11 protein-coding genes are annotated in these 19,016 nt (G+C 60.0%); 1 reads left to right on the top strand and 10 read right to left on the bottom strand.

Annotated elements, in window-relative coordinates; translation table 11 throughout:
- Nucleotides 1-91 precede the first annotated feature (91 nt).
- A complete protein-coding gene (locus tag FTW19_RS23430) occupies nt 92-1,504 on the top strand; it encodes a hypothetical protein (RefSeq protein WP_147649982.1) in 1,413 nt (470 codons plus the stop codon).
- 340 nt (nt 1,505-1,844) lie between these two features.
- Here the strand turns inward: FTW19_RS23430 and FTW19_RS26330 are convergent, their stop codons facing one another.
- The 10 genes from FTW19_RS26330 to FTW19_RS23385 all read right to left on the bottom strand — a co-directional run bounded on the left by FTW19_RS26330 (nt 1,845) and on the right by FTW19_RS23385 (nt 18,686).
- Nucleotides 1,845-1,976, bottom strand: coding sequence for a hypothetical protein (locus FTW19_RS26330; protein ID WP_281292406.1), 132 nt, complete (start codon nt 1,974-1,976; stop codon nt 1,845-1,847).
- A 363-nt stretch (nt 1,977-2,339) separates the two neighbouring features.
- Nucleotides 2,340-3,416, bottom strand: coding sequence for an IS5 family transposase (locus FTW19_RS23425; RefSeq protein WP_147645881.1), 1,077 nt, complete (start codon nt 3,414-3,416; stop codon nt 2,340-2,342).
- Nucleotides 3,417-3,647: 231 nt separating this feature from the next.
- On the bottom strand, nt 3,648-4,724 hold the full coding sequence (locus FTW19_RS23420; RefSeq protein ID WP_147645881.1) for an IS5 family transposase: 1,077 nt from the start codon (nt 4,722-4,724) through the stop codon (nt 3,648-3,650).
- A 620-nt stretch (nt 4,725-5,344) separates the two neighbouring features.
- A complete protein-coding gene (locus FTW19_RS23415; protein WP_147649981.1) occupies nt 5,345-5,974 on the bottom strand; it encodes an Isoquinoline 1-oxidoreductase subunit in 630 nt (209 codons plus the stop codon).
- Nucleotides 5,971-6,498 carry a (2Fe-2S)-binding protein gene (locus FTW19_RS23410; RefSeq protein WP_147649980.1) on the bottom strand — a complete coding sequence of 176 codons (528 nt, stop codon included), beginning with the start codon at nt 6,496-6,498 and terminating at the stop codon, nt 5,971-5,973. The genes FTW19_RS23415 and FTW19_RS23410 overlap by 4 nt, the downstream gene beginning before the upstream one ends.
- The gene (locus FTW19_RS23405; RefSeq protein WP_147649979.1) at nt 6,495-9,269 is read right to left on the bottom strand and encodes a xanthine dehydrogenase family protein molybdopterin-binding subunit; all 2,775 of its coding nucleotides are present in this window, start codon (nt 9,267-9,269) and stop codon (nt 6,495-6,497) included. Before FTW19_RS23405 ends, FTW19_RS23410 begins: the two co-directional genes overlap by 4 nt.
- Before the next feature lie 68 nt (nt 9,270-9,337).
- A complete protein-coding gene (locus FTW19_RS23400; RefSeq protein WP_147649978.1) occupies nt 9,338-12,508 on the bottom strand; it encodes a multicopper oxidase domain-containing protein in 3,171 nt (1,056 codons plus the stop codon).
- Nucleotides 12,509-13,051: 543 nt separating this feature from the next.
- The gene (locus FTW19_RS23395; protein WP_187143144.1) at nt 13,052-14,140 is read right to left on the bottom strand and encodes an efflux RND transporter periplasmic adaptor subunit; all 1,089 of its coding nucleotides are present in this window, start codon (nt 14,138-14,140) and stop codon (nt 13,052-13,054) included.
- On the bottom strand, nt 14,127-17,273 hold the full coding sequence (locus FTW19_RS23390; protein WP_147649976.1) for an efflux RND transporter permease subunit: 3,147 nt from the start codon (nt 17,271-17,273) through the stop codon (nt 14,127-14,129). Before FTW19_RS23390 ends, FTW19_RS23395 begins: the two co-directional genes overlap by 14 nt.
- A gap of 15 nt (nt 17,274-17,288) precedes the next feature.
- Nucleotides 17,289-18,686 carry a TolC family protein gene (locus FTW19_RS23385; RefSeq protein ID WP_147649975.1) on the bottom strand — a complete coding sequence of 466 codons (1,398 nt, stop codon included), beginning with the start codon at nt 18,684-18,686 and terminating at the stop codon, nt 17,289-17,291.
- Between the last annotated feature and the right edge of the window lie 330 nt (nt 18,687-19,016).

Here is a 19,016-nt window from a genome sequence, read left to right as displayed (position 1 = left end):
TAGTGGGTCAAGAACGGAAGAATGTCCTACGAAGTCTTTCAAGTTGTAACCGAGCCCAAGCCAAACTGAACAAGTAGGGAGGGCGTTCGGTTTGCAAAAGAACACGCGTAGATCTGGATTGCACGGCATCGGAATCGCGGTCGTGATGATCCTTTGGATCTTTGGTACGGCAGGGTACGCAATAAGTCCCAGCACTCAAAACGGAGCACGAGGAGCCGAGCCTCTTCCCCGCGTGATCGATTGGACTCCAACGAATCCTCTTCCAGACGACCTTGTCTTTGTGAACCACCTCGGACCCGGCAACAAGGGTGTGACCTTCCTGGTCACACTTGAGGCCGATGGCAGGGTGAGCGAAGTACAACCGATCGGAGGCTTCAGCCTCTATCTCAGCAGATTGACTCCTCAGATCAAGCAGGCAACCTTCGATCCGAAGCAGACCGGGCGCGTCTTCGTGCTCAGGCTCAAAGAGGATCCGCAGCAGAAGTCTCTTGCAGCGTGGGAGACCTATTCCGGGCAGACCTGCACACCGAGAACGGCGCTGTCAGTCATGTATCGCGTGGCCGAACTCAGGATAGGCAGCGACGACAATGCCGCTTCGCACTGCTACAAGTACATTCTGGATAAGAACCCATCATCCCTGGCTGCACGCTATGGCGTTGCACGGCAATGTCTGGATCGGGAAGACCTTTGCGCTGAATGGTATCTGGAGAGCCTGGTAAACAGCGATCCGGACTTTTTAGAAGCCCGAGTAGGCCTGGCCTCTCTTCGCTCTTGGTCTGACGGTGAGATGGCCCACGTTGCCGCATACGAAGAGATGCTGAAGCTCCAACTGCCTCTGGCTACGCGTGAGTCGCTGCTGAACTCAGAAGTATTCACGCTGGAACATGCGCGTCACCTTGATCAGGCCGTTGAGGCCACGGAACGTTGGAATACCGCGTTGACGCGCCTACTGGCTGTTTACCCGCGACAGGTTCTGTTTCGTTATACCGAAGCCATTGACCACGCCTTGCTGGAAGAGGCAGCCGGGAAGTTTCAGGATGCGGCGGTAACGTATCAGTTGGCTACGTCGATCGTCCGGCAGAATCAGGCTGCTTCCGAATTCTCCGCGTATCTGATTGATCTTGGGCTTGCGCGATCGCTTACACATCTCGCCCGCCCGGCTGAGGCTAAGGTTCTTTGCGATCGCTGGAAAGGCCGGTCGAAGCAGTTGGCAGGTCATTCGTCACGCAGCTCCGCCGGACGGTCGGCTGATGATGTGATGGAGCTGGAAGCAAGATGGGAGTTCTCCTGCGGCGCTCCTCAGAGAGGCGAGGAACTGATCAAGAGCGCCATCGCGAAGTACCCCGAATCGGATGCTCCCTATAACGCATTGTCTGAGTTCTACTATTCGATCGGCCAGATCGACCAGGCACGCACCGCGAAAGCGAAAGCAGCGGAGCTTCGTGAAGCATCCGCAGAAAAGCTACGCGAGGCAGAGGACCAGAGAATCGGGTTAGCGAATTAGCGCGGATCCTGGTGTATCGGCGGTTGATGTTTTAGGTTGGCGTTTCAAGGTGGCGATTCAAGGCCGTTCCTGTTTTGCTTAAGGGCACGGCTTTACAGGCTGCGGAAAAACTCTATATGAGGGGATAATCGGGTCAAATTTGGGGATAGAAAATCATCACCCAATGTCCCCGGATCGCTTATAGGTCATTCTGACGCGATCGTTTTTTTTGCGCTTCTCGAAAATCGAGTTTTTCCGCAGCCTGTTTAGCCGTGCCGTAGCAGGTCGGAAGGAAACGCGGCTTTAGCCGCTGAGGTCATAGCTTGGTACCTCAGCGGCTAAAGCCGCATATCTTCGGGACTCAGTACGGGACGGCTGAAGCCGTCCCCTTAAGCAAGGCATTCGCGCCTGCGGCGCGAACCGGCTGCGCCTTGTGCAACGCCTTCAGCGCTTTTATATCCTTACTGCAACGGTCCGCCTTCGTGAATCTCATCGGTTGTCGGCTTCACCACTGCGTCGCCACCTTCAATCACCGCAATGCAACGATCTCTAAACGAAACGGTTCGTGAACCGTTGCATACCCATCAAAACGATGCGCATGGCATTGAAGGCCGTTCCTGTTTTGCTTAAGGGCACGGCTTTTTAGCCGTGCCGTAGCAGGTCGGAAGGAAACGCGGCTTTAGCCGCTGAGGTCATAGCTTGGTACCTCAGCGGCTAAACAGTTTGCGGAAAAACGCGTCTTTTCGCCTGCGGGTCAGTCTGTTGTGAGGGATCGGTGAGTTGTTTTGGTTCTCTATGGCACGTTGTTATGCGGTTTGGGTGGGTTTAGAGGGTGTTTAGACACACTACGGCCGTGTCATGACTGTGCTGGGATGGGAGGTATCAGCTTCACCAGCCGCAGCAGATTATGGGCTGCGGCCATGAGCTGTACCATCCAGTCCACCTTGCGTAGCCCACGCAGCTTGGTCTGTCGCATCGAACGGTCCAGCTTCATCCAACCGAAGACCTTCTCAACCAGTTTGCGTTTCCTCTGACTGATCGCATATCCCGGCTCGCTGCGTTCCTTGCTGTTGAGCCAGTTGGGCCATTTGGGGTTCGGCTCATACTCGGCCACGTGCGGCCTGACCTTGCGACGGCGCAGGGCCTTGATGAACTTCTCGTACTGATAGCCCTTGTCGGCTCCCAGCGTGATCCGCTTTTTACGCTTGATCCGCTTCAACATCTTCAGAGCCGCTGCACGTTCCTCTGTCGTCCCGGCCTGTGTGGCCATGGCCGCCACCACCAGACCGTTGCGGTTCTCGGTGATCACATGGCCCAGATAGCTGGGAACCGATGCTCCGCTGGAGCTCTTGCGATACAGCCGCGCTTCCGGATCGGTAGAGGACTCATGAGTATCACGCAGTAGCTTCTTACCACCCGCTCCCGTCCCACGGTCCGGAGGATCGGCCTTCTCATGGAAGCTGCGCCGGTTGGCCCATGCCTGGATCAGCGTGCCGTCCACCGTGAAGTGTTCTTCGCTGAGCAGCTTGTGCTGGCTAGCTTCCTCCAGCACCGCCAGCAGAAGCTTCTGGCTGGCTTCGCCGGCGATCAGACGCTCCCGGTTCTTGGTAAATACCGTCACGTCCCACACCGGATCGTCAATCTCCATGCCCACGAACCAGCGGAACAACAGGTTATAGTTCAGCTGCTCCATCAACTGCCGTTCCGAGCGAATCGAGTACAGCACCATCAGCAACTGCGCACGCAGCAGACGTTCCGGCGCGATCGATGGTCGCCCTGTCGCCGCGTAAAGCTGCGACAACTCACCATCCATCCGCTTCAGTGCCGCATCCACCATAGTCCGGATCCTCCGCACCGGATGATCCGATGCGATCCGCTGCTCCATCGTTACGTAACTGAACATCCCGCTCTGCTTCGCTTCTTCTCCCCGCATACCTCTCTCTTACGACAATCCCCGAAAAACGAAAAGAGTTTTTCCGCAAACTGTAAAGCCGCATATCTTCGGGACTCAGTACGGGACGGCTAAACAGTTTGCGGAAAAACGCGTCTTTTCGCCTGCGGGTCAGTCTGTTGTGAGGGATCGGTGAGTTGTTTTGGTTCTCTATGGCACGTTGTTATGCGGTTTGGGTGGGTTTAGAGGGTGTTTAGACACACTACGGCCGTGTCATGACTGTGCTGGGATGGGAGGTATCAGCTTCACCAGCCGCAGGAGATTATGGGCTGCGGCCATGAGCTGTACCATCCAGTCCACCTTGCGTAGCCCACGCAGCTTGGTCTGTCGCATCGAACGGTCCAGCTTCATCCAACCGAAGACCTTCTCAACCAGTTTGCGTTTCCTCTGACTGATCGCATATCCCGGCTCGCTGCGTTCCTTGCTGTTGAGCCAGTTGGGCCATTTGGGGTTCGGCTCATACTCGGCCACGTGCGGCCTGACCTTGCGACGGCGCAGGGCCTTGATGAACTTCTCGTACTGATAGCCCTTGTCGGCTCCCAGCGTGATCCGCTTTTTACGCTTGATCCGCTTCAACATCTTCAGAGCCGCTGCACGTTCCTCTGTCGTCCCGGCCTGTGTGGCCATGGCCGCCACCACCAGACCGTTGCGGTTCTCGGTGATCACATGGCCCAGATAGCTGGGAACCGATGCTCCGCTGGAGCTCTTGCGATACAGCCGCGCTTCCGGATCGGTAGAGGACTCATGAGTATCACGCAGTAGCTTCTTACCACCCGCTCCCGTCCCACGGTCCGGAGGATCGGCCTTCTCATGGAAGCTGCGCCGGTTGGCCCATGCCTGGATCAGCGTGCCGTCCACCGTGAAGTGTTCTTCGCTGAGCAGCTTGTGCTGGCTAGCTTCCTCCAGCACCGCCAGCAGAAGCTTCTGGCTGGCTTCGCCGGCGATCAGACGCTCCCGGTTCTTGGTAAATACCGTCACGTCCCACACCGGATCGTCAATCTCCATGCCCACGAACCAGCGGAACAACAGGTTATAGTTCAGCTGCTCCATCAACTGCCGTTCCGAGCGAATCGAGTACAGCACCATCAGCAACTGCGCACGCAGCAGACGTTCCGGCGCGATCGATGGTCGCCCTGTCGCCGCGTAAAGCTGCGACAACTCACCATCCATCCGCTTCAGTGCCGCATCCACCATAGTCCGGATCCTCCGCACCGGATGATCCGATGCGATCCGCTGCTCCATCGTTACGTAACTGAACATCCCGCTCTGCTTCGCTTCTTCTCCCCGCATACCTCTCTCTTACGACAATCCCCGAAAAACGAAAAGAGTTTTTCCGCAAACTGTAAAGCCGTCCCCTTAAGCAAGGCTTTCGCGCCTGCGGCGCGAACCGGCCGCGCCTTGTGCAACGCCTTCAGCGCTTTTATATCGTTACTGCAACGGTCCGCCTTCGTGAATCTCATCGGTTGTCGGCTTCACCACTGCGTCGCCATCTTCAATCACCGCAATGCAACGATCTCTAAACGAAACGGTTCGTGAACCGTTGCATACCCATCAAAACGATGCGCATGGCATTGAAGTCCGCTCCTGTTTTGCTTAAGGGCACGGCTTTTAGCCGTGCCGTAGCAGGTCGGAAGGAAACGCGGCTTTAGCCGCTGAGGTCATAGCTTGGTACCTCAGCGGCTAAAGCCGCATATCTTCGGGACTCAGTACGGGACGGCTGAAGCCGTCCCCTTAAGCAAGGCATTCGCGCCTGCGGCGCGAACCGGCCGCGCCTTGTGCAACGCCTTCAGCGCTTTTATATCCTTACCGCAACGGTGCGCCTTCGTGAATCCTCATCGGTTGTCGGCTTCACCACTGCGTCGCCATCTTCAACTCTCCATGAAAGACCTGATCGTCATATGGCGCCTTCGCTATTGCGGGCAGGCGGCGCCGGATTTTGCCCAGGCCTCCACCAGCTCGCCGGCCTGCTGCTGTGTTCCTGGGGCGGGTTTGCGGCCGTAGCCGGGGTTCCATGCCCAACCGACAAGGGCGTCTTTGCCGATGTGATCGATGAGGTCGTTCAGTGAGCGGTTGCCGTTACGCTTTGGGTCTTTGATCTGCCGGCATATCTCTGCGGGCGTTTTGCCCTCCCAAGCCATCTCGGCCGGCGCAAGGTGCCAGTGGGGATTGCCGGGGATGCGGCCCTGGTCGAAGTTGGCATTGGTGTGGCAGGTGCCGCAGCGCATATTCTCGCGGCCGTAGCCGTCAACGCCGCGAACGACCAGAGGTTGATGCAGGCGGCGGCTATCTCCCTGGCGTGGGCTCTCGCCCGAGGGATGGCAGTTGACGCAACGCTGGTGTGTGAGCACCTTGCTCAGTTCGGTGAAGTATGCGGCTGAACGCTTCTGCGGATCGGCAATAGAGGCGAAGCTCTTCGGAGAGGCAAGTGTATTGGGATCGCTTGCAGCCGCGGGTTTGTCGGCTGCCGCGGCGGAGGATCTCACGATACCGATGAGTGTCAATGTGATAACGATTGCGAGAAGGCGCCAGTCGATCTTCATTGAGCACCGTCTTTCAGGAAGCGGGTAGGCTCCGCCAGAACCGCGGCGCGGACGGCCTCGTGATACTTCACATAGCCGGTACACCGGCAAAGATGCCCGTCGAGGGCTTCGCCGATCGTGGTATCGAGATCGGCGTGGGCTACAGGAGTCTTTTCGAGCCGTTCGAGAAGCACCTGGCCCTCGTTGAGAAATCCTGGCGTACAGTAGCCGCACTGAAAGGCGAAGTGCTCAATGAAGGTCTTCTGCAGGATGGTGAGCTCGCCGTTCTTCGCGTGACCTTCAATCGTGCGTATCGTTTTGCCATTGAAGCTGGAGGCGGGAACGATGCAGGTGGGATTGGTGTGGCTGGTGCCGTCGGGCCTGTCGACGATGACGGCGCAGCTCAGGCACTGTGCAGCGCCGCAGCCGTACTTCGTGCCGGTCATGCCAAGGTATTCGCGCAGGAAGTCGTTCATGGTCAGGTCGTCGCGTACCTCGATGGGACCATAAGCGCGGCCATTGATCGTAAGGGCGAGAGTTGTCATGCGAGGGCATCCTTGATCATGGTTTGGGTGACCGGCAGCGAGCGGAAGCGATGGCCGGTTGCATCGAAGATTGCGTTCAGGAGCGCGGCAACGACCGGAATCATGACGACCTCGGCCATTCCTTTCGGCGGCTCTTTGGGAAGCGGCGGAAGAACTTCGATCTCGAGATCGTGCAGGGGAAGATCCGATCCGCGAGCGATGCGGTATTGACCAAGGTTCCACTGCCCGTTGCCCGGTCCATCTTCAAACGGAGGCAGCGTCTCCAGAAGGGCGTATCCGACGCCCATGGCGAAGCCTCCCTGCGATTGTCCGACGACGACCTCGGGGACCAGGGCCTGACCGCACTCAAGAGCGCTATAAGCTTTGGCGATGCGCAGCTTGCCCGTGGCGCGTTCGATCTCGACGCGAACAAGAGTTCCACAGCGTGAGGAGAAGGCAACGCCAATGCGGTTGTAGTCGGTCGGCGGAAAGGCAACGGAGCTGCGGCTGAGACGGGTGAAGCCGTCATCGCCATAACGAACGGCAAGGGCGTCGATATCGGCCGTCCAGCTTTCACCGTGGATTGCAAAGGTGGCCTGAGCCCACGCCCAGCGAGAGAAAGCGTGCGCCATAACGCCGGTGACGAGCTTCATTGCATGCGCTTTGGCCGCAATCTTCTTGAGTGGCAGAGGATCAAGACCGGTCATGATGAGGATGTCGTCCTGCCAGTAGGCCTCGTCGGACTGCTTTGCCCGCGGATCATGGGGAGCGATACCCCACAGCGCGATGGCCGCGGGCCACAGGCCGAAGCGGAAGAGGATACGTGCGGCTTCAGCGGCTGCCTGTGTGCCCACGTGTGCTCCGATCGAGGCGCTGGTCGGGGAGCTGATCTCCGGAACCCATCGCGGGTTCTTCTCGCCTTCGTCCTGGGCGGCCTGGGCCATGGTGAAGGGGTCACCGGTCTTTACCAGCTCCAGAGCGTCAAAGGCATCGACCTGTGCGACCGTGACCTCGTCGGCGCGCCCGCCGAGATGCAGGGCGACGCGATTCGCCAGCGCTGTTCCGATGCCATTGCCCATCTCGACGGCATCGCAGTGGATGGAGATGCGGCCCTCGGGGCTGATCTCCACGCGTCCGAGAGAACAGTCAGCACCCGATCCGTAGTCTTTGGTGGCAATGGCGACTCCTGTACCGACCAGGAAACCTGGCTTCGCCTGTCCTTTCTCAGCGGCGCGCCTGCGCCAGATGGGGTGCTTTTCCAGCTTGCTGAGGATCTCTTTGGTGCGTGTGGAAACAGAGAAGGCATGACCGGTCATGATGCGTCCGCCGGGCGGAAGAGCATTGCGGCGGCGGAACTCGATAGGATCCATGGGAAGAGCGCAGGCAACCTCATCGATCAGAGTTTCGAGCGCCGTCATCGTCTGCAGCGTTCCATAGCCGCGCATGGAGCCGGCGGTGACGCCGCGGGTGTGCATGGCGACGGTGGTAACGTCGACCTTCGGCACGTCATAGATGCCCAGGGCTCCGGTTGCGCCGACGGTGGCGACGCTGGGGGAGTAGTTCATCATGCCGCCGCCGTCGAGGACATGATCGGCGGCGAAGGCCGTGATCTTCCCGGTAGCGCGATCGATGCCGATCTGCGAGCGCATCTTGAACGCGTGGCGTTTGATGCCTCCCTGAAACTGCTGGAAGCGGTCATGGGCGAGACGTACAGCGTGGCCGGGATAGAACATGCCGGCGAGTGTGACGTAGAGCGGGAACGGCGTGTGATCGCGGCCACCGAAGCCTCCGCCGACGTAGGCGAACTGGGCATCGATGACCCTGGGCTTGAACGCGGGGCTCGCTTCACCGAGAAGAAACGCGAGCGATTCGGTGGTCTCAAAGGGAGACTGCACGCCAAGCACTGTTTCCAGCTTTTGAGTGGAGCTGTCGTACCAGGCAAGGCCGCACTCCGGCTCAAGGAACACGGGATCGACGGACTGTGTCTCGAACTCACGGTCCAGCACGAGCAAGCCGGCGTCTTTGTTGGCAAGCCCTTTGCGGATCTCTTCGCCGAAGGTCGCGCCTTTGACGTATTCACCGCCTTTGGCGACGGGCAGAGGTTTCCAGATGGGACGGCCGGAGCTTTCGAGGAAGCCTGGACTGATCCAGCCTGCCTGCATGGGGGAGTAGACGTCCGGATCGTCGGGTGTGGGACCGGCAACCCGGGTAAAGCGGAAGGCTCCATAGTTGGAACCCTCGACAGGGCCGGTCTCCTTGCCGAACCTGAGGAATTGACCATCGCGCAGGGCGAGGCGCGCCTGGTCGAAGGCGTCGAACTTCTCGAAGATGAGCAGCGCGACCGGCTGGCCCAGATAGGTGGGTGTCTTGCCGGCAGGGCAGAAGAGATCGCCTTCGTAGAAGGCAGGCACGCGGATTTTGGCGCGTTTCACGTCGTCAGCGGTAACCACGACGGTCGGCCTGGCGATCTTGCTCAGGCGGGCGAGATCGAAACCTTCATAGATATGCGTTGCATCGGCACAACGGACCAGCAGGGCATGCGATGTCTCAGAGGGCCAGCCGGGAAGGTCGGCTGCGCGAAAGTCTGAGGCGTAGAGCTTTGCACCGGTAGCCTTGGCCACGCCGTCGATGCGCCCGAACTCCGGCGTCCACTTGCCGCGTCCCGGTAAGGTCTCGTGCGCCGTGAAGCCGGGCGGAGTTACCGCTGTCTGGCCTGCTCCGATGCGCGAAACGCCGAGCGTGATGCCGCTTGCCACGGCCCACTCCACGAATTCCCGTCGAGTTGCCTTCATTCGTTTCGTCCTTCTCAGTGTGTTGGTCGAACTGAGGTCTCTGTTTTTGATGTGTCTCTTGATGCGCGTCAGTCGCCGGCCAGAACAATCGGTCGTGTTCCTGCTGTGGGAGCAATTTCGCCAAGCGGAAGCGGCTTCAGCGTATTTGCTTTTGCGTCCGCACGTTCAAAGTCAAACTTCAGAACGCGTGTTCCCTGTGATGTGGCGCCGCTGACCAGAAGGTTAGCGCCTGTGGTGGTGCTGGTGGTTGCTACCTGAGCTCCGGAACCGGGAAATGGATTGAAGCTCGCAATCTCACGGAAGGTGGCGCCGTGAATATGCTCTTCCGGGTTGTGGAGATACATCTCGGGACCGCCGTCCAGCGCCGATCCATTGGAGAAGACTTTGACGGTGCCCTTGTCTGTAAGCTGACTGACGATGATGCGCTGGGCTCCGCCGAGTGAACCGGCGAGCCATCCGGCGCCAAGGGAGACGCCTCCCGTGTAGTTCTTGCCGAAGGGGAAAAAGGCTGCGGTCTGCGCGGGCTGATCCATGGCAGGCATCTTCATCCCCGCGTGGCTTCCGCCGGCGATCGGCGACAGCAGCGAGAAGACGAAGACCTTGACCTCGGCTGTCTTGCCGGCTCCGGGAGCGGTGACGATGCTGTTGCGGCCGGTCGTGAAGTCGACGATGCCCGCTGCGAGCGTGACGCCGGAGGTGTCGTCTCCATAGGGTTTGAAGCTGGAGAAGAGTGTGGGGGCCGTACCGTGTGAAGAGGGAAGCCTGGTGCTGAAGACTTTGACCTCGCTCGGCATGCCGGGGCCGGAGCCGACGATGATGTTGTCGGCGGTGGTTCCGTCGATCTGCGCCGCGGCGACGGTGACACCATTGCCCGCATTGGAGGCGAAGGGCTGAAATCGCGCCAGCTCTGTGCCGAACGGTCCCCTGGCCAGGTTGCCGCCCGCGTAGGCGACGACTTCGGGTACGTGATTTCTGCCGGAGCCTACGATCAGGTCGAGAACACCGTCTCCATCGACGTCACCCATCGCTACACTGACGCTCTCCTGGTAGCCGGGGAAGGGAATGACGGTGGAGATCTGCTTGTCGTCTTTGGCGTCGAAGATGCGTACTTCGGTCGGCGCGCCTCCTGTTCCGGGAATGGCGACCGCGTAGGTGGAGACTGCGGGAATGACATTCACGAGGGCCATCAGGCCGTTATCTTCGTGATTGAGGCGGTGACAGTGCATGACGAAGAGGCCGGCGTAGTCGTCAAAGCGCGTGCGGAAAGAGAGAATGCCGGGTTGAATGACGGTCTCGTCAACCTGCATGGTCGGCGCTGGGACGTTGACGTTATCCAGGCCCCAGGGCTGTGGGCCGGTGCGCAGGCCGGTTGTCGGATCGTAGTACTCCATCACCTGGAAGTCGTTGACGTGGATGTGAATGGGATGTTCGTCGTTGTTGTTATTGATGAACTTCCACTCTTCCACTGAGTTCAGACGGGGTTGAATCAGCGGCATGTTGGGAAATGCCGCGCCATCGAAGACGTAGGTGAAGGCTTTGGGATCGGCGTTGCTCGCAAGAGTATCCAGGAAGCCGCCGGAGATGACAATCTCACGTTTGAAATCAGGCCTGGCATCGGTGAGATCGACGAAGGAGTTATAGCCGCCGAGCTTCTGTCCTTCGACAAAGGCCGTGGTCTCTCCCTTGCCTTCCGAGGGAACGGCCTTCAGCAGCACCTGGGTGGGAAAGGCAAAGAAACCATCGACGTAGCTTACGGCCGAAGGCCCTACACTGAGGCTGCCAAGGACAGCAGGCGGATTCTCGGTGCCGTTGCTGGTATACAGAACACCGGGGACATTGATGGTCTTTGTGCCGCTGCCGCGGGGAGGCATCTCGAGGATGAGGTCGCCCTTCTCCGGCATGGTGACAGCGATGGCGGCGCGGCTGGCAGGTGGAATCAACAGGCGTGTGCCCTCGTCGGTGACCGGATAATGAACGGCGGGAAAAGGATTCCCATCTTCACCGATGATGGCGATCTTCGGGTGGCGGCCGGTCGCGGTCTCTGTGAGCTGAAGATTGATGTAGGCGAAGTCACTGATATTAGCCAGGACCCAGATCTCTGTCTGTCCTGCCTTGCTCTTGAGCGTGGGTTCGAACTGGCCGTTTACGGTGAACTGCACATCGCGCTTGTCATCGGGCAGCGATGGGTCGGCCGGTATCGTTTTGCCGGTTTTCGGATCGGCTGGGATGAATGTCTGCAGGCTACTTGGGATGGTTTGCAACAGGCCACGATCGTTGCGGACAGAGAGCGGGCCTGCATACCAGACGGTGAAATAGGTAGTTCCCGGTTTCGATCTGGTGAAGTTGGTCGGTGTGAGCAAGGGACGATAGGTGCCTTTGGCGAGCTCGTCGCCTTTCGGCGGTGTAGCCGTATTGACATACTGCGCCCAGTTCACATTGTTCAGAACGGCAGCTCCATTGGAGCGGTCGAAGACGCCGTTGTACTGCAGCAGCATGTTGCGAACGGGGATCTTCTTTTCGGTCACAAGTTGCAGGCCTCCATCGGTTCGGCCGATGGAAAGCAGTCCGGCGAGTCCGGCATAGGTCTGCGGCCCGGTCAGCGTGTGCAGATGCGAGTGATACCAGTACGCTCCCTGTGGCATATTCCTGGGAATCTCGTAGGTATAGGTGTTCGACATGCCGGCGGGGATATGGACCATGACGTTGTCTGCATTGCCCTTTGGGCTGACATGTACGCCATGTACGTGCAGGTTCAGGGGCGACGACTTCATCTGAATGGGATAGAGAGGGATTTCTCCGCCGGTCTTTGTGTACTGGGGGCTGAAGTAGTCATCGATCGCGAGGCCGGTCAGAGCGTTGTCGAGATGGACGATTAGCTTCTCACCGGGATAGACCTGCAGCGTCGGCGCGGGATACAGGCCGCGTCCGGTCGTCTTGCCGTTAGAGGCGGTACCGCGGAGGAGCTCGTAGTCAAAGAGAAGAAAGTTCTCTACCGGTTTGGCCGAGGTATCGAGCGTTGCCGCACCCTGGCGCGCGGTCAGGCGGACCTCCAGCACACCGTCTTTGGTGGCGAGGGTGACCGGTTCGCGAAATTCAGGAGAGACGCGGTTGCCGGGCGTGCTTTGTGCGACGGCGGTACGGAAGGCGGGAAGAAACGCGGTTGAGGTGAGGGCGATCGTGCTCAGAAAGAGTGTGTAAAACACGTGGGAATGCCCACGCTCGTATCGACGAACGCGCATGATTCCTCCGGCAGGGAAAGTACCGCAAAAAAGAAGGTAACGAAAGTAATGCAGCCGACGTAATCGTAGAGTCAGGGGGCAAAAAACGCCAGACTTATTTGTGCGGGTGATGAAGACGCAAAGGAACGCGAGGTTTTGCCGTGATCAGATCTCCGGTCTTAGCAAAACTGCTTGCTCCTAAATACGGCACGGCTAAAAGCCGTGCCCTTAAGCAGGACATCGCGCTTCGCGCGACCGGATACACGACGGATCGTGCTCAGCTCCATTCTTCCGTTGCGCGTAGCGCAACCATTTCGCACCGAAAGTGCGAATGCCTTGCTCCGGGGTCCCCGGCCAGCTTCGCTGGCTGGGGTGGTTAAGGGCACGGCTTTTAGCCGTGCCGTATCAGAGCAAGAACGAATGCGGCTTTAGCCGCTGAGGTACGTGCTTAGAGCGTTTTCCCTGTTGCTGGTATCCCGGAAATAGTGTGCAGCGGCGTTTTCAGTGCGGAAAACGCCGCCCATAGATGCGAAAGCCCTACGTTACACCCTCAGGGAAAATGCCCTAAGGCAACGGTGCGCCTTCCCGGATCTCGTCCGTAGCTTGCTTTACGACGACATCCCCCGGTTTCAGCTCCCCCCGGATGGAGACCTGATCGCCTGAGGCAGGGCCTTTGCGAACATCTACCCAGTGGGCATGTCCGCCGCGTGCCGCGATGACAAATGTCCGCTGCGTCGTGGTCACGACGCTGGTCGCAGGAACGAACAACAGGTTGTCACTGGAAGCCACCGGCCAATCCACCGTGGGATACATGCCGGGCGAGAGCGATGCGTCGGCATTGGCGACATCAAGCTCCACCATCATGGCGCGGCTCTGCGGGTCGAGCGAGTTGGGAATGCGCGCGACCTTGCCGGTATAGTTCTTGCCTGGATGCGCCGGCACGTGAAAGATGACCTGTTTACCCTGGGCGATGTTGCCGGAGTAGTTCTCAGGCACAGGCACTACCAGGCGAAGGTGGGAGACCTGCTGCAGTCGCAACAGCGCCTGATGACTCCCTGCTGCGACCATCATGCCGGGGTGGACAAGTCTCTCGGTGACGATGCCGTCGAAGGGAGCGGTCACACGAAGATATCCCTCCATCTCCTTCGTGGAGGTCAGCTGGCTCCCTGCCGACTTCACCGAAGCTTCGCGGGCCTGCACGATGGCCTCGGCGGCCTCTTTCTGCTTCTGTGCCTGGATCAGTTCATTGCCGGCAACAGCGCCGGGAGTCTTCGCTGCCTCCAGCAGGCGTTCATAGGTACTGGCTGCCGCTGCTGCGGATGCTTTAGCCTGCGCCGCTTCAGCTTCGGCCTGATGCAGGCCGCCCTCGGAGGCCGAAGTCTGCGAGCCCATCTCCGGAGCAGAGAGAACGACGAGCAACTGGCCGCGACGTACCTTGCTTCCGCGATCGACGAGAACCTTCTCCACATAGCCGGGAACGCGGGCTTCGATGTCGGTCTGCAGATAGGGTGTCAGCTCCGCTGTCAGCGGCACGGTGCGGGAGAGGCTACGGCTTTCCACCTTCACCAATGCGGTCTTCGGCGCGCTCTGCGCCACGGCAAGAGAGATGCTGACGAACGGCAGAAGGACGGCGGCGTGTCTAAACGTGTTCATAGTAGCGGCTCGTAGGATCTTCCGGATTAAGTGAGTTGGACTCGTGTTTGGCTTTGCGCTGCAACGCGGCATAGATGGTGGGCAGAACGGTCAGAGTCGTCAGCGTGGAGAAGATCAGGCCGCCGACCACGGCGCGTCCCAGCGGAGCAGTCTGCGCGCCACTCTCGCCCAGACCGATGGCCATAGGAATCATGCCGCAGATCATCGCCGTGGCTGTCATCAGGATGGCCCGCATCCGGCCGGTAGCGCCTTCAAAGGCCGCGGCTTCGACATCCTTGTTCTCGCGTCTGGCGTGCTCTGCAAAGCTGATCAGCAGGATGGAGTTCGCTACCGAGATGCCGACCGCCATGATGGCTCCCATGAAGGACTGAATGTTCAGCGTAGTGCGCGTGATCAGCAGCATCAACACCACACCCACCAGCACACCGGGGATGGTCGAGAGCACCGCCAGCGGCAGACGAAGCGACTGGAAGTTAGCCATCAACAGCAGGAAGATGGCTGCGATGGCAATTAGCAGACCGATGCGCAAACCGGAGATGGTTTCTTCGAGCGCCGGAACCTGGCCGCGCACGACGACGGTCACTCCTTTGGGAGGCGCAGCGAGATGCTGTAAGACGTTGTTGATCTTTCCGCGCGCGTCGCCGAGCGCAATGCCGTGAAGATTGGCAGTGACGCTGACGATCCGCTGTCCGCTGAAGCGCTCAATCATCTCCGGCATGGTGCCGTACTTCAGGCTTGCCACCTGATCGAGCTGCGGCTGCGCCTGGCCTTCGCGCATCAGGGGAAGGGTCGACAGCGCTCCCAGTCCCTGCACGCGGTTGGAAGGGAGCTGCACCTGGATCTGGAAGGCATTGCCGGTCCGCGGATCGCGCCAGTAGTTCGGTGCGATAAAGCGCGACGATCCGGTCGCCGGTATCAGCGAGGTGGTGACGTCGGCCATGGTCAGGCCGAACTGCCCGGCGTAGTCGCGGTCGATCTTGATCTCAGCCGTGGGATACTGCTGTTCCTGCGGAATGGAGATATCCCGCAGGAAGCTCAGCTTCTTCATCTCGGCTTCGATCTTTGCCAGGTAGGCGTAGTCCTGATCGAGGTCGACACCTTGCACATCGATCTGGATCGGCGTGGGCGAGCCGAAGCTCATCACCTGCGAGACGATGTCTCCGCCTTCGAACGCAACGTTCAGGTTGGGCATCTGCTTCTGGAAGGCTGCACGGAGCTCTTCGCGCAGCTTCTCATCCTGCGGATGGCCGGGCGCGAGCTGCACCTGCACGATCGCCTCTTCCGGCCCGGCGGTGAACAGGTGGATCAGGTTGACCGGATAGCTGGAGGGCTGCACGCCGACGTAGTCCGAGGTGATGGCAACGTTGTGCTCGCCCGCGGTCTTGCGGATGAGATCAAGCGCCTGCAGAACCTGGGGCTCGGTCTCTTCAATCCGTGTCCCGACAGGCGCCTTGATGCGCAGGCGCAGCACCGGGCCGTTGGCGTCAGGAAAGATCTCTGTGCCCAGCGTTGGCGCCAGCAGGAAGAGCAGCAGTGCGCAGACACCGAAGTAGCCAAGATAGATCAGCCGTCCGCGCTTGAGGATGCGCTGCAGGTAGCCTTCGTACCAGGTGCGCAGCCGGCCGAAGCGTCCTTCATGTTCTTCGCCGCGATGCGTCTCCGACATGATCCATACGGCGAAGACCGGCACCAGCGTGCTGGAGAGCAGGTACGACGCAATCATCGCAAAGCCCACAGCCAGCGAGAGCGGCGTAAAGAGCTGGCGGCCGACACCCTGCATGAAGAACGAGGGAACAAAGACGGCGAGCACACAGAGCATCGAGAGCAACCGCGCGATGATGGTGCGGCGGCAGGCCTCCAGCACTGCCTTCGCGCGCGAGACCCCAGGCATCAGTTGCGTGTGGATGTTCTCGATCTCGACCGTGGCTTCATCGACCAGCACACCGACGGCCAAGGCCAGGCCGCCCAGCGTCATGATGTTGATGGTCTGTCCCGTGGCCCACAGCGCGACGACCGCAGTAAAGAGCGCAAAGGGAATATTGGCGACGACAATCAGCGCTCCACGCCAGTCGCGCAGGAAGAGCAAGACGACAAGGCCGGTCAGCACCGCACCCAGCAGGGCCTCGCGGACCAGCCCGCTGATGGCGTTGGAGACATAACCGGACTGGTCGAAGGCGAGCTTCACATCGACGTCGTCGGGAATGGCCTTCTTGAAGCTGGGGATGGCGGCTTTGACGGCGGCGATCACAGCCAGCGTCGAGGCGTCGGAACGTTTGGTGACCGGAATATAGACCGTGCGCTTGCCGTCGACGTGGGCATACGCCGTGACGATATCGGTCCCATTCTCGACGGTGCCGATATCGCGCAGATAGATGTTGGCTCCGGAGCGCGGATGGATGGGCGCGCTCATCAGCTCCGCAAGATCGGGCCCCAGGGCGGAGTTGGTGCGGACGATGCGGTTGAGCGTGCCGTCGTAGAGATTGCCGGTGGGGGCAACAACCGATCCGTTACTGACGGCGGAGATAGCCTGTTCCGGCGAGACTCCGTACTGCTTCAGTTTGTCCGGATCGAGCGTGACCACGATGGTGCGCTGGTTGCCGCCGAACGGCGGCGGCGCGGAGACGCCGGGAAGCGTAGCGAAGAGCGGACGCACCTGATTGAGCGCGAAGTTCTGCAACTCGCCCTGCGAGTGGGTATTGCTGGAGAAGAGCAGCAGGCCGACGGCGACGCTGCCTGGGTCGAAACGCGTGATGAAGGGTGGCACCGTTCCCGGCGGCATGAAGGCGCGGGCACGATTGACATAGCCGACGGTCTCCGCCATCGCCTGCTGCATATCGGTGCCTTCGCGGAAGGTCAGCTTCATCAGGGCTGCACCCTGGACGCTCTTACTGTCGACCGATTGAATGCCAGTGATATAGAGGAAGTGGTACTCGTAGTAGTAGGTGAGGTAGCCCTCCATCTGCGCGGGGTTCATACCGCCGTAGGGCTGGGCAACGTAGATGACCGGATTACCGACCTGCGGGAAGATATCCATCCGCATGCGTCCGACGGCCATAAAGAAGCCGGCGACGATCGCGAGCAGCGCGACGATCACGGTGAGCGGACGGCTGAGTGCTGCGAGGACAAGGCGCATGACGAGTCGGTTCCTTTAGCGGTTCGCTTCCTGCAGAAAGGGCTGCAGATCGCCCCGGAGATACTGCAATTTCAGAAAGGCGCGCCAGACGTTCAGCCGGGCGATGGCGTTGTCGATCTCTGCCTGCACCTGCAGCCGCTGCGCCTGGGCGACATCATCCACCGGAACAAGGCCGGCCTTATAACGGGCAGTGGCTTGATTCAATGCTGTCTGCGCGGCCTCAAGCTGAGTGGGTGTGTTCTGTGCGATGGTCTCGGAGGCGCGAAGCTCGGCCTGCGCCTGGGCAAACTGTTCCTGCAGGTTGCGTGCGGTTAGATCTTCATTCGCGCGGGCGGCTCGCAGCGTAGCCGATTGCGCGGCGGCCTTCGCATGCATGCTGGCAAAGTCCAGCACTGGGAACGTGATGTTGACACCGGCGACGTAGTTGCCGATGTTCGGCGCCAGACCGTTGGTTCCGGTCAAACGGCGACCGTCGGTCTCCGCTCCGGTGCCACGGCCATAGGCGGCGCCTTCGAGGTTGAACTGCGGCGCCCAGCTTCGTTCGATGGCATGGAGCTGCGCCGCGTTCTCGGCAGTCGTTGCCTTACGCTCGGCCATGATGGGGTTTTCTGAGACGGCGAGCGGATTCTCCGCCCCGTTAGCCGTGGGCACGCTGCTCAGCAGCTTTGTCTGCGGTGTCACGCCGGCAACAGGCGCGCTCTGGAACTTGTGAAGCGTTGCGACCGACATGTCGGCCGCTTGCTGCGCCAGCGCAAGCTGATTGGCGGCGGCGGCCTTCTCGGCGTTGACGCGCGACTCGTCGGCCCCGGGCCGAAGCTCAGCGGAGGCCAGGGCATGGATGCTCTGCCGTAGCGTCTCCCAGTTGTCGACTGCTGTTTGCGCCGCTTTCATCGCCTGCGTGGAGGCGAGCACGGAGAGATAGGCGTCGGCGGATGCTGTTTCCACCTCGAGCTGAGTGCGAAGATTGGCGGCTGCGGCACGATCGCGCGCGGCTTCTGCGGCGTGAACATTGGCGCTGCGTGTACCGAAGTCGAAGGGCTGCCAGTTGATGAGCACTCCAGCCGCACTGCCCCACACCGAACCCCCGTTGTTGGTGCCGATCACCGGTCCCGACATGGGAGGGATGATGCTCTGCGGCAGCAGACTTCCGAAGACGTTATTGCGGGTTCCGCGATTGAACTGGGCGGTGGCGTCGAGACGAGGAAGATAGGCGGTGCGGGCCAGCTGAATGCGGGCGACGGAGGCGTTCAGCTCTTCCTGCGAGATGCGGATGGCGGGATAGTTCTTCGCGGCATCGTCAACGACGGCAGCCAGGGTGAGCGGAGAGGCGGCCTCCTGGGCGCGCACACCAGAGGACGCAACAGAGACAAGCATTCCCAGGGACGCGAAGCAGGAGATCCGAATCAGGTTCATCGATAAGACGTCCTTGTCTTTTCCTATGAAGACGCTATATCGAATTTCGATACTTAGGCAACTATCGGCCGCATTTCATCGCACAGTTCTGATGATCTTAATGGGGGCTTAATGTGTTGGTGGTGTGCGGAGGATCAGAGACGCAGTGGACACTATATCTGTGTGGTTGGAGTCCGTGGTTGAAAGACCACGGACTTGTTTTGCTTAAGGGCATGGCTTCAGCCGTGCCGTAAAAGCCCTGCAAATATGCGGCTTTAGCCGCTGAGGTACCAAGAGCTATGACCTCAGCGGCTAAAGCCGCATATCCTTCGGGTTCTGTACGGGACGGCT

Origin of the sequence: Terriglobus albidus (assembly GCF_008000815.1) — a bacterium.
GTDB classification, from domain to species: Bacteria; Acidobacteriota; Terriglobia; order Terriglobales; family Acidobacteriaceae; genus Terriglobus; species Terriglobus albidus_A.
The sequence above is the reverse complement of the archived record's forward strand: the minus strand, read 5'-3'. Positions and strand labels throughout refer to the sequence as shown.

Coding starts and splice junctions, on each gene's coding strand:
- FTW19_RS23390 (WP_147649976.1), bottom strand. CDS start 17,273: ATGCGCCTTGTCCTCGCAGCACTCAGCCGTCCGCTCACCGTGATCGTC.
- FTW19_RS23410 (WP_147649980.1), bottom strand. CDS start 6,498: ATGACAACTCTCGCCCTTACGATCAATGGCCGCGCTTATGGTCCCATC.
- FTW19_RS23420 (WP_147645881.1), bottom strand. CDS start 4,724: ATGCGGGGAGAAGAAGCGAAGCAGAGCGGGATGTTCAGTTACGTAACG.
- FTW19_RS23400 (WP_147649978.1), bottom strand. CDS start 12,508: ATGCGCGTTCGTCGATACGAGCGTGGGCATTCCCACGTGTTTTACACA.
- FTW19_RS23415 (WP_147649981.1), bottom strand. CDS start 5,974: ATGAAGATCGACTGGCGCCTTCTCGCAATCGTTATCACATTGACACTC.
- FTW19_RS23385 (WP_147649975.1), bottom strand. CDS start 18,686: ATGAACCTGATTCGGATCTCCTGCTTCGCGTCCCTGGGAATGCTTGTC.
- FTW19_RS23405 (WP_147649979.1), bottom strand. CDS start 9,269: ATGAAGGCAACTCGACGGGAATTCGTGGAGTGGGCCGTGGCAAGCGGC.
- FTW19_RS23425 (WP_147645881.1), bottom strand. CDS start 3,416: ATGCGGGGAGAAGAAGCGAAGCAGAGCGGGATGTTCAGTTACGTAACG.
- FTW19_RS23395 (WP_187143144.1), bottom strand. CDS start 14,140: ATGAACACGTTTAGACACGCCGCCGTCCTTCTGCCGTTCGTCAGCATC.
- FTW19_RS26330 (WP_281292406.1), bottom strand. CDS start 1,976: ATGAGATTCACGAAGGCGGACCGTTGCAGTAAGGATATAAAAGCGCTG.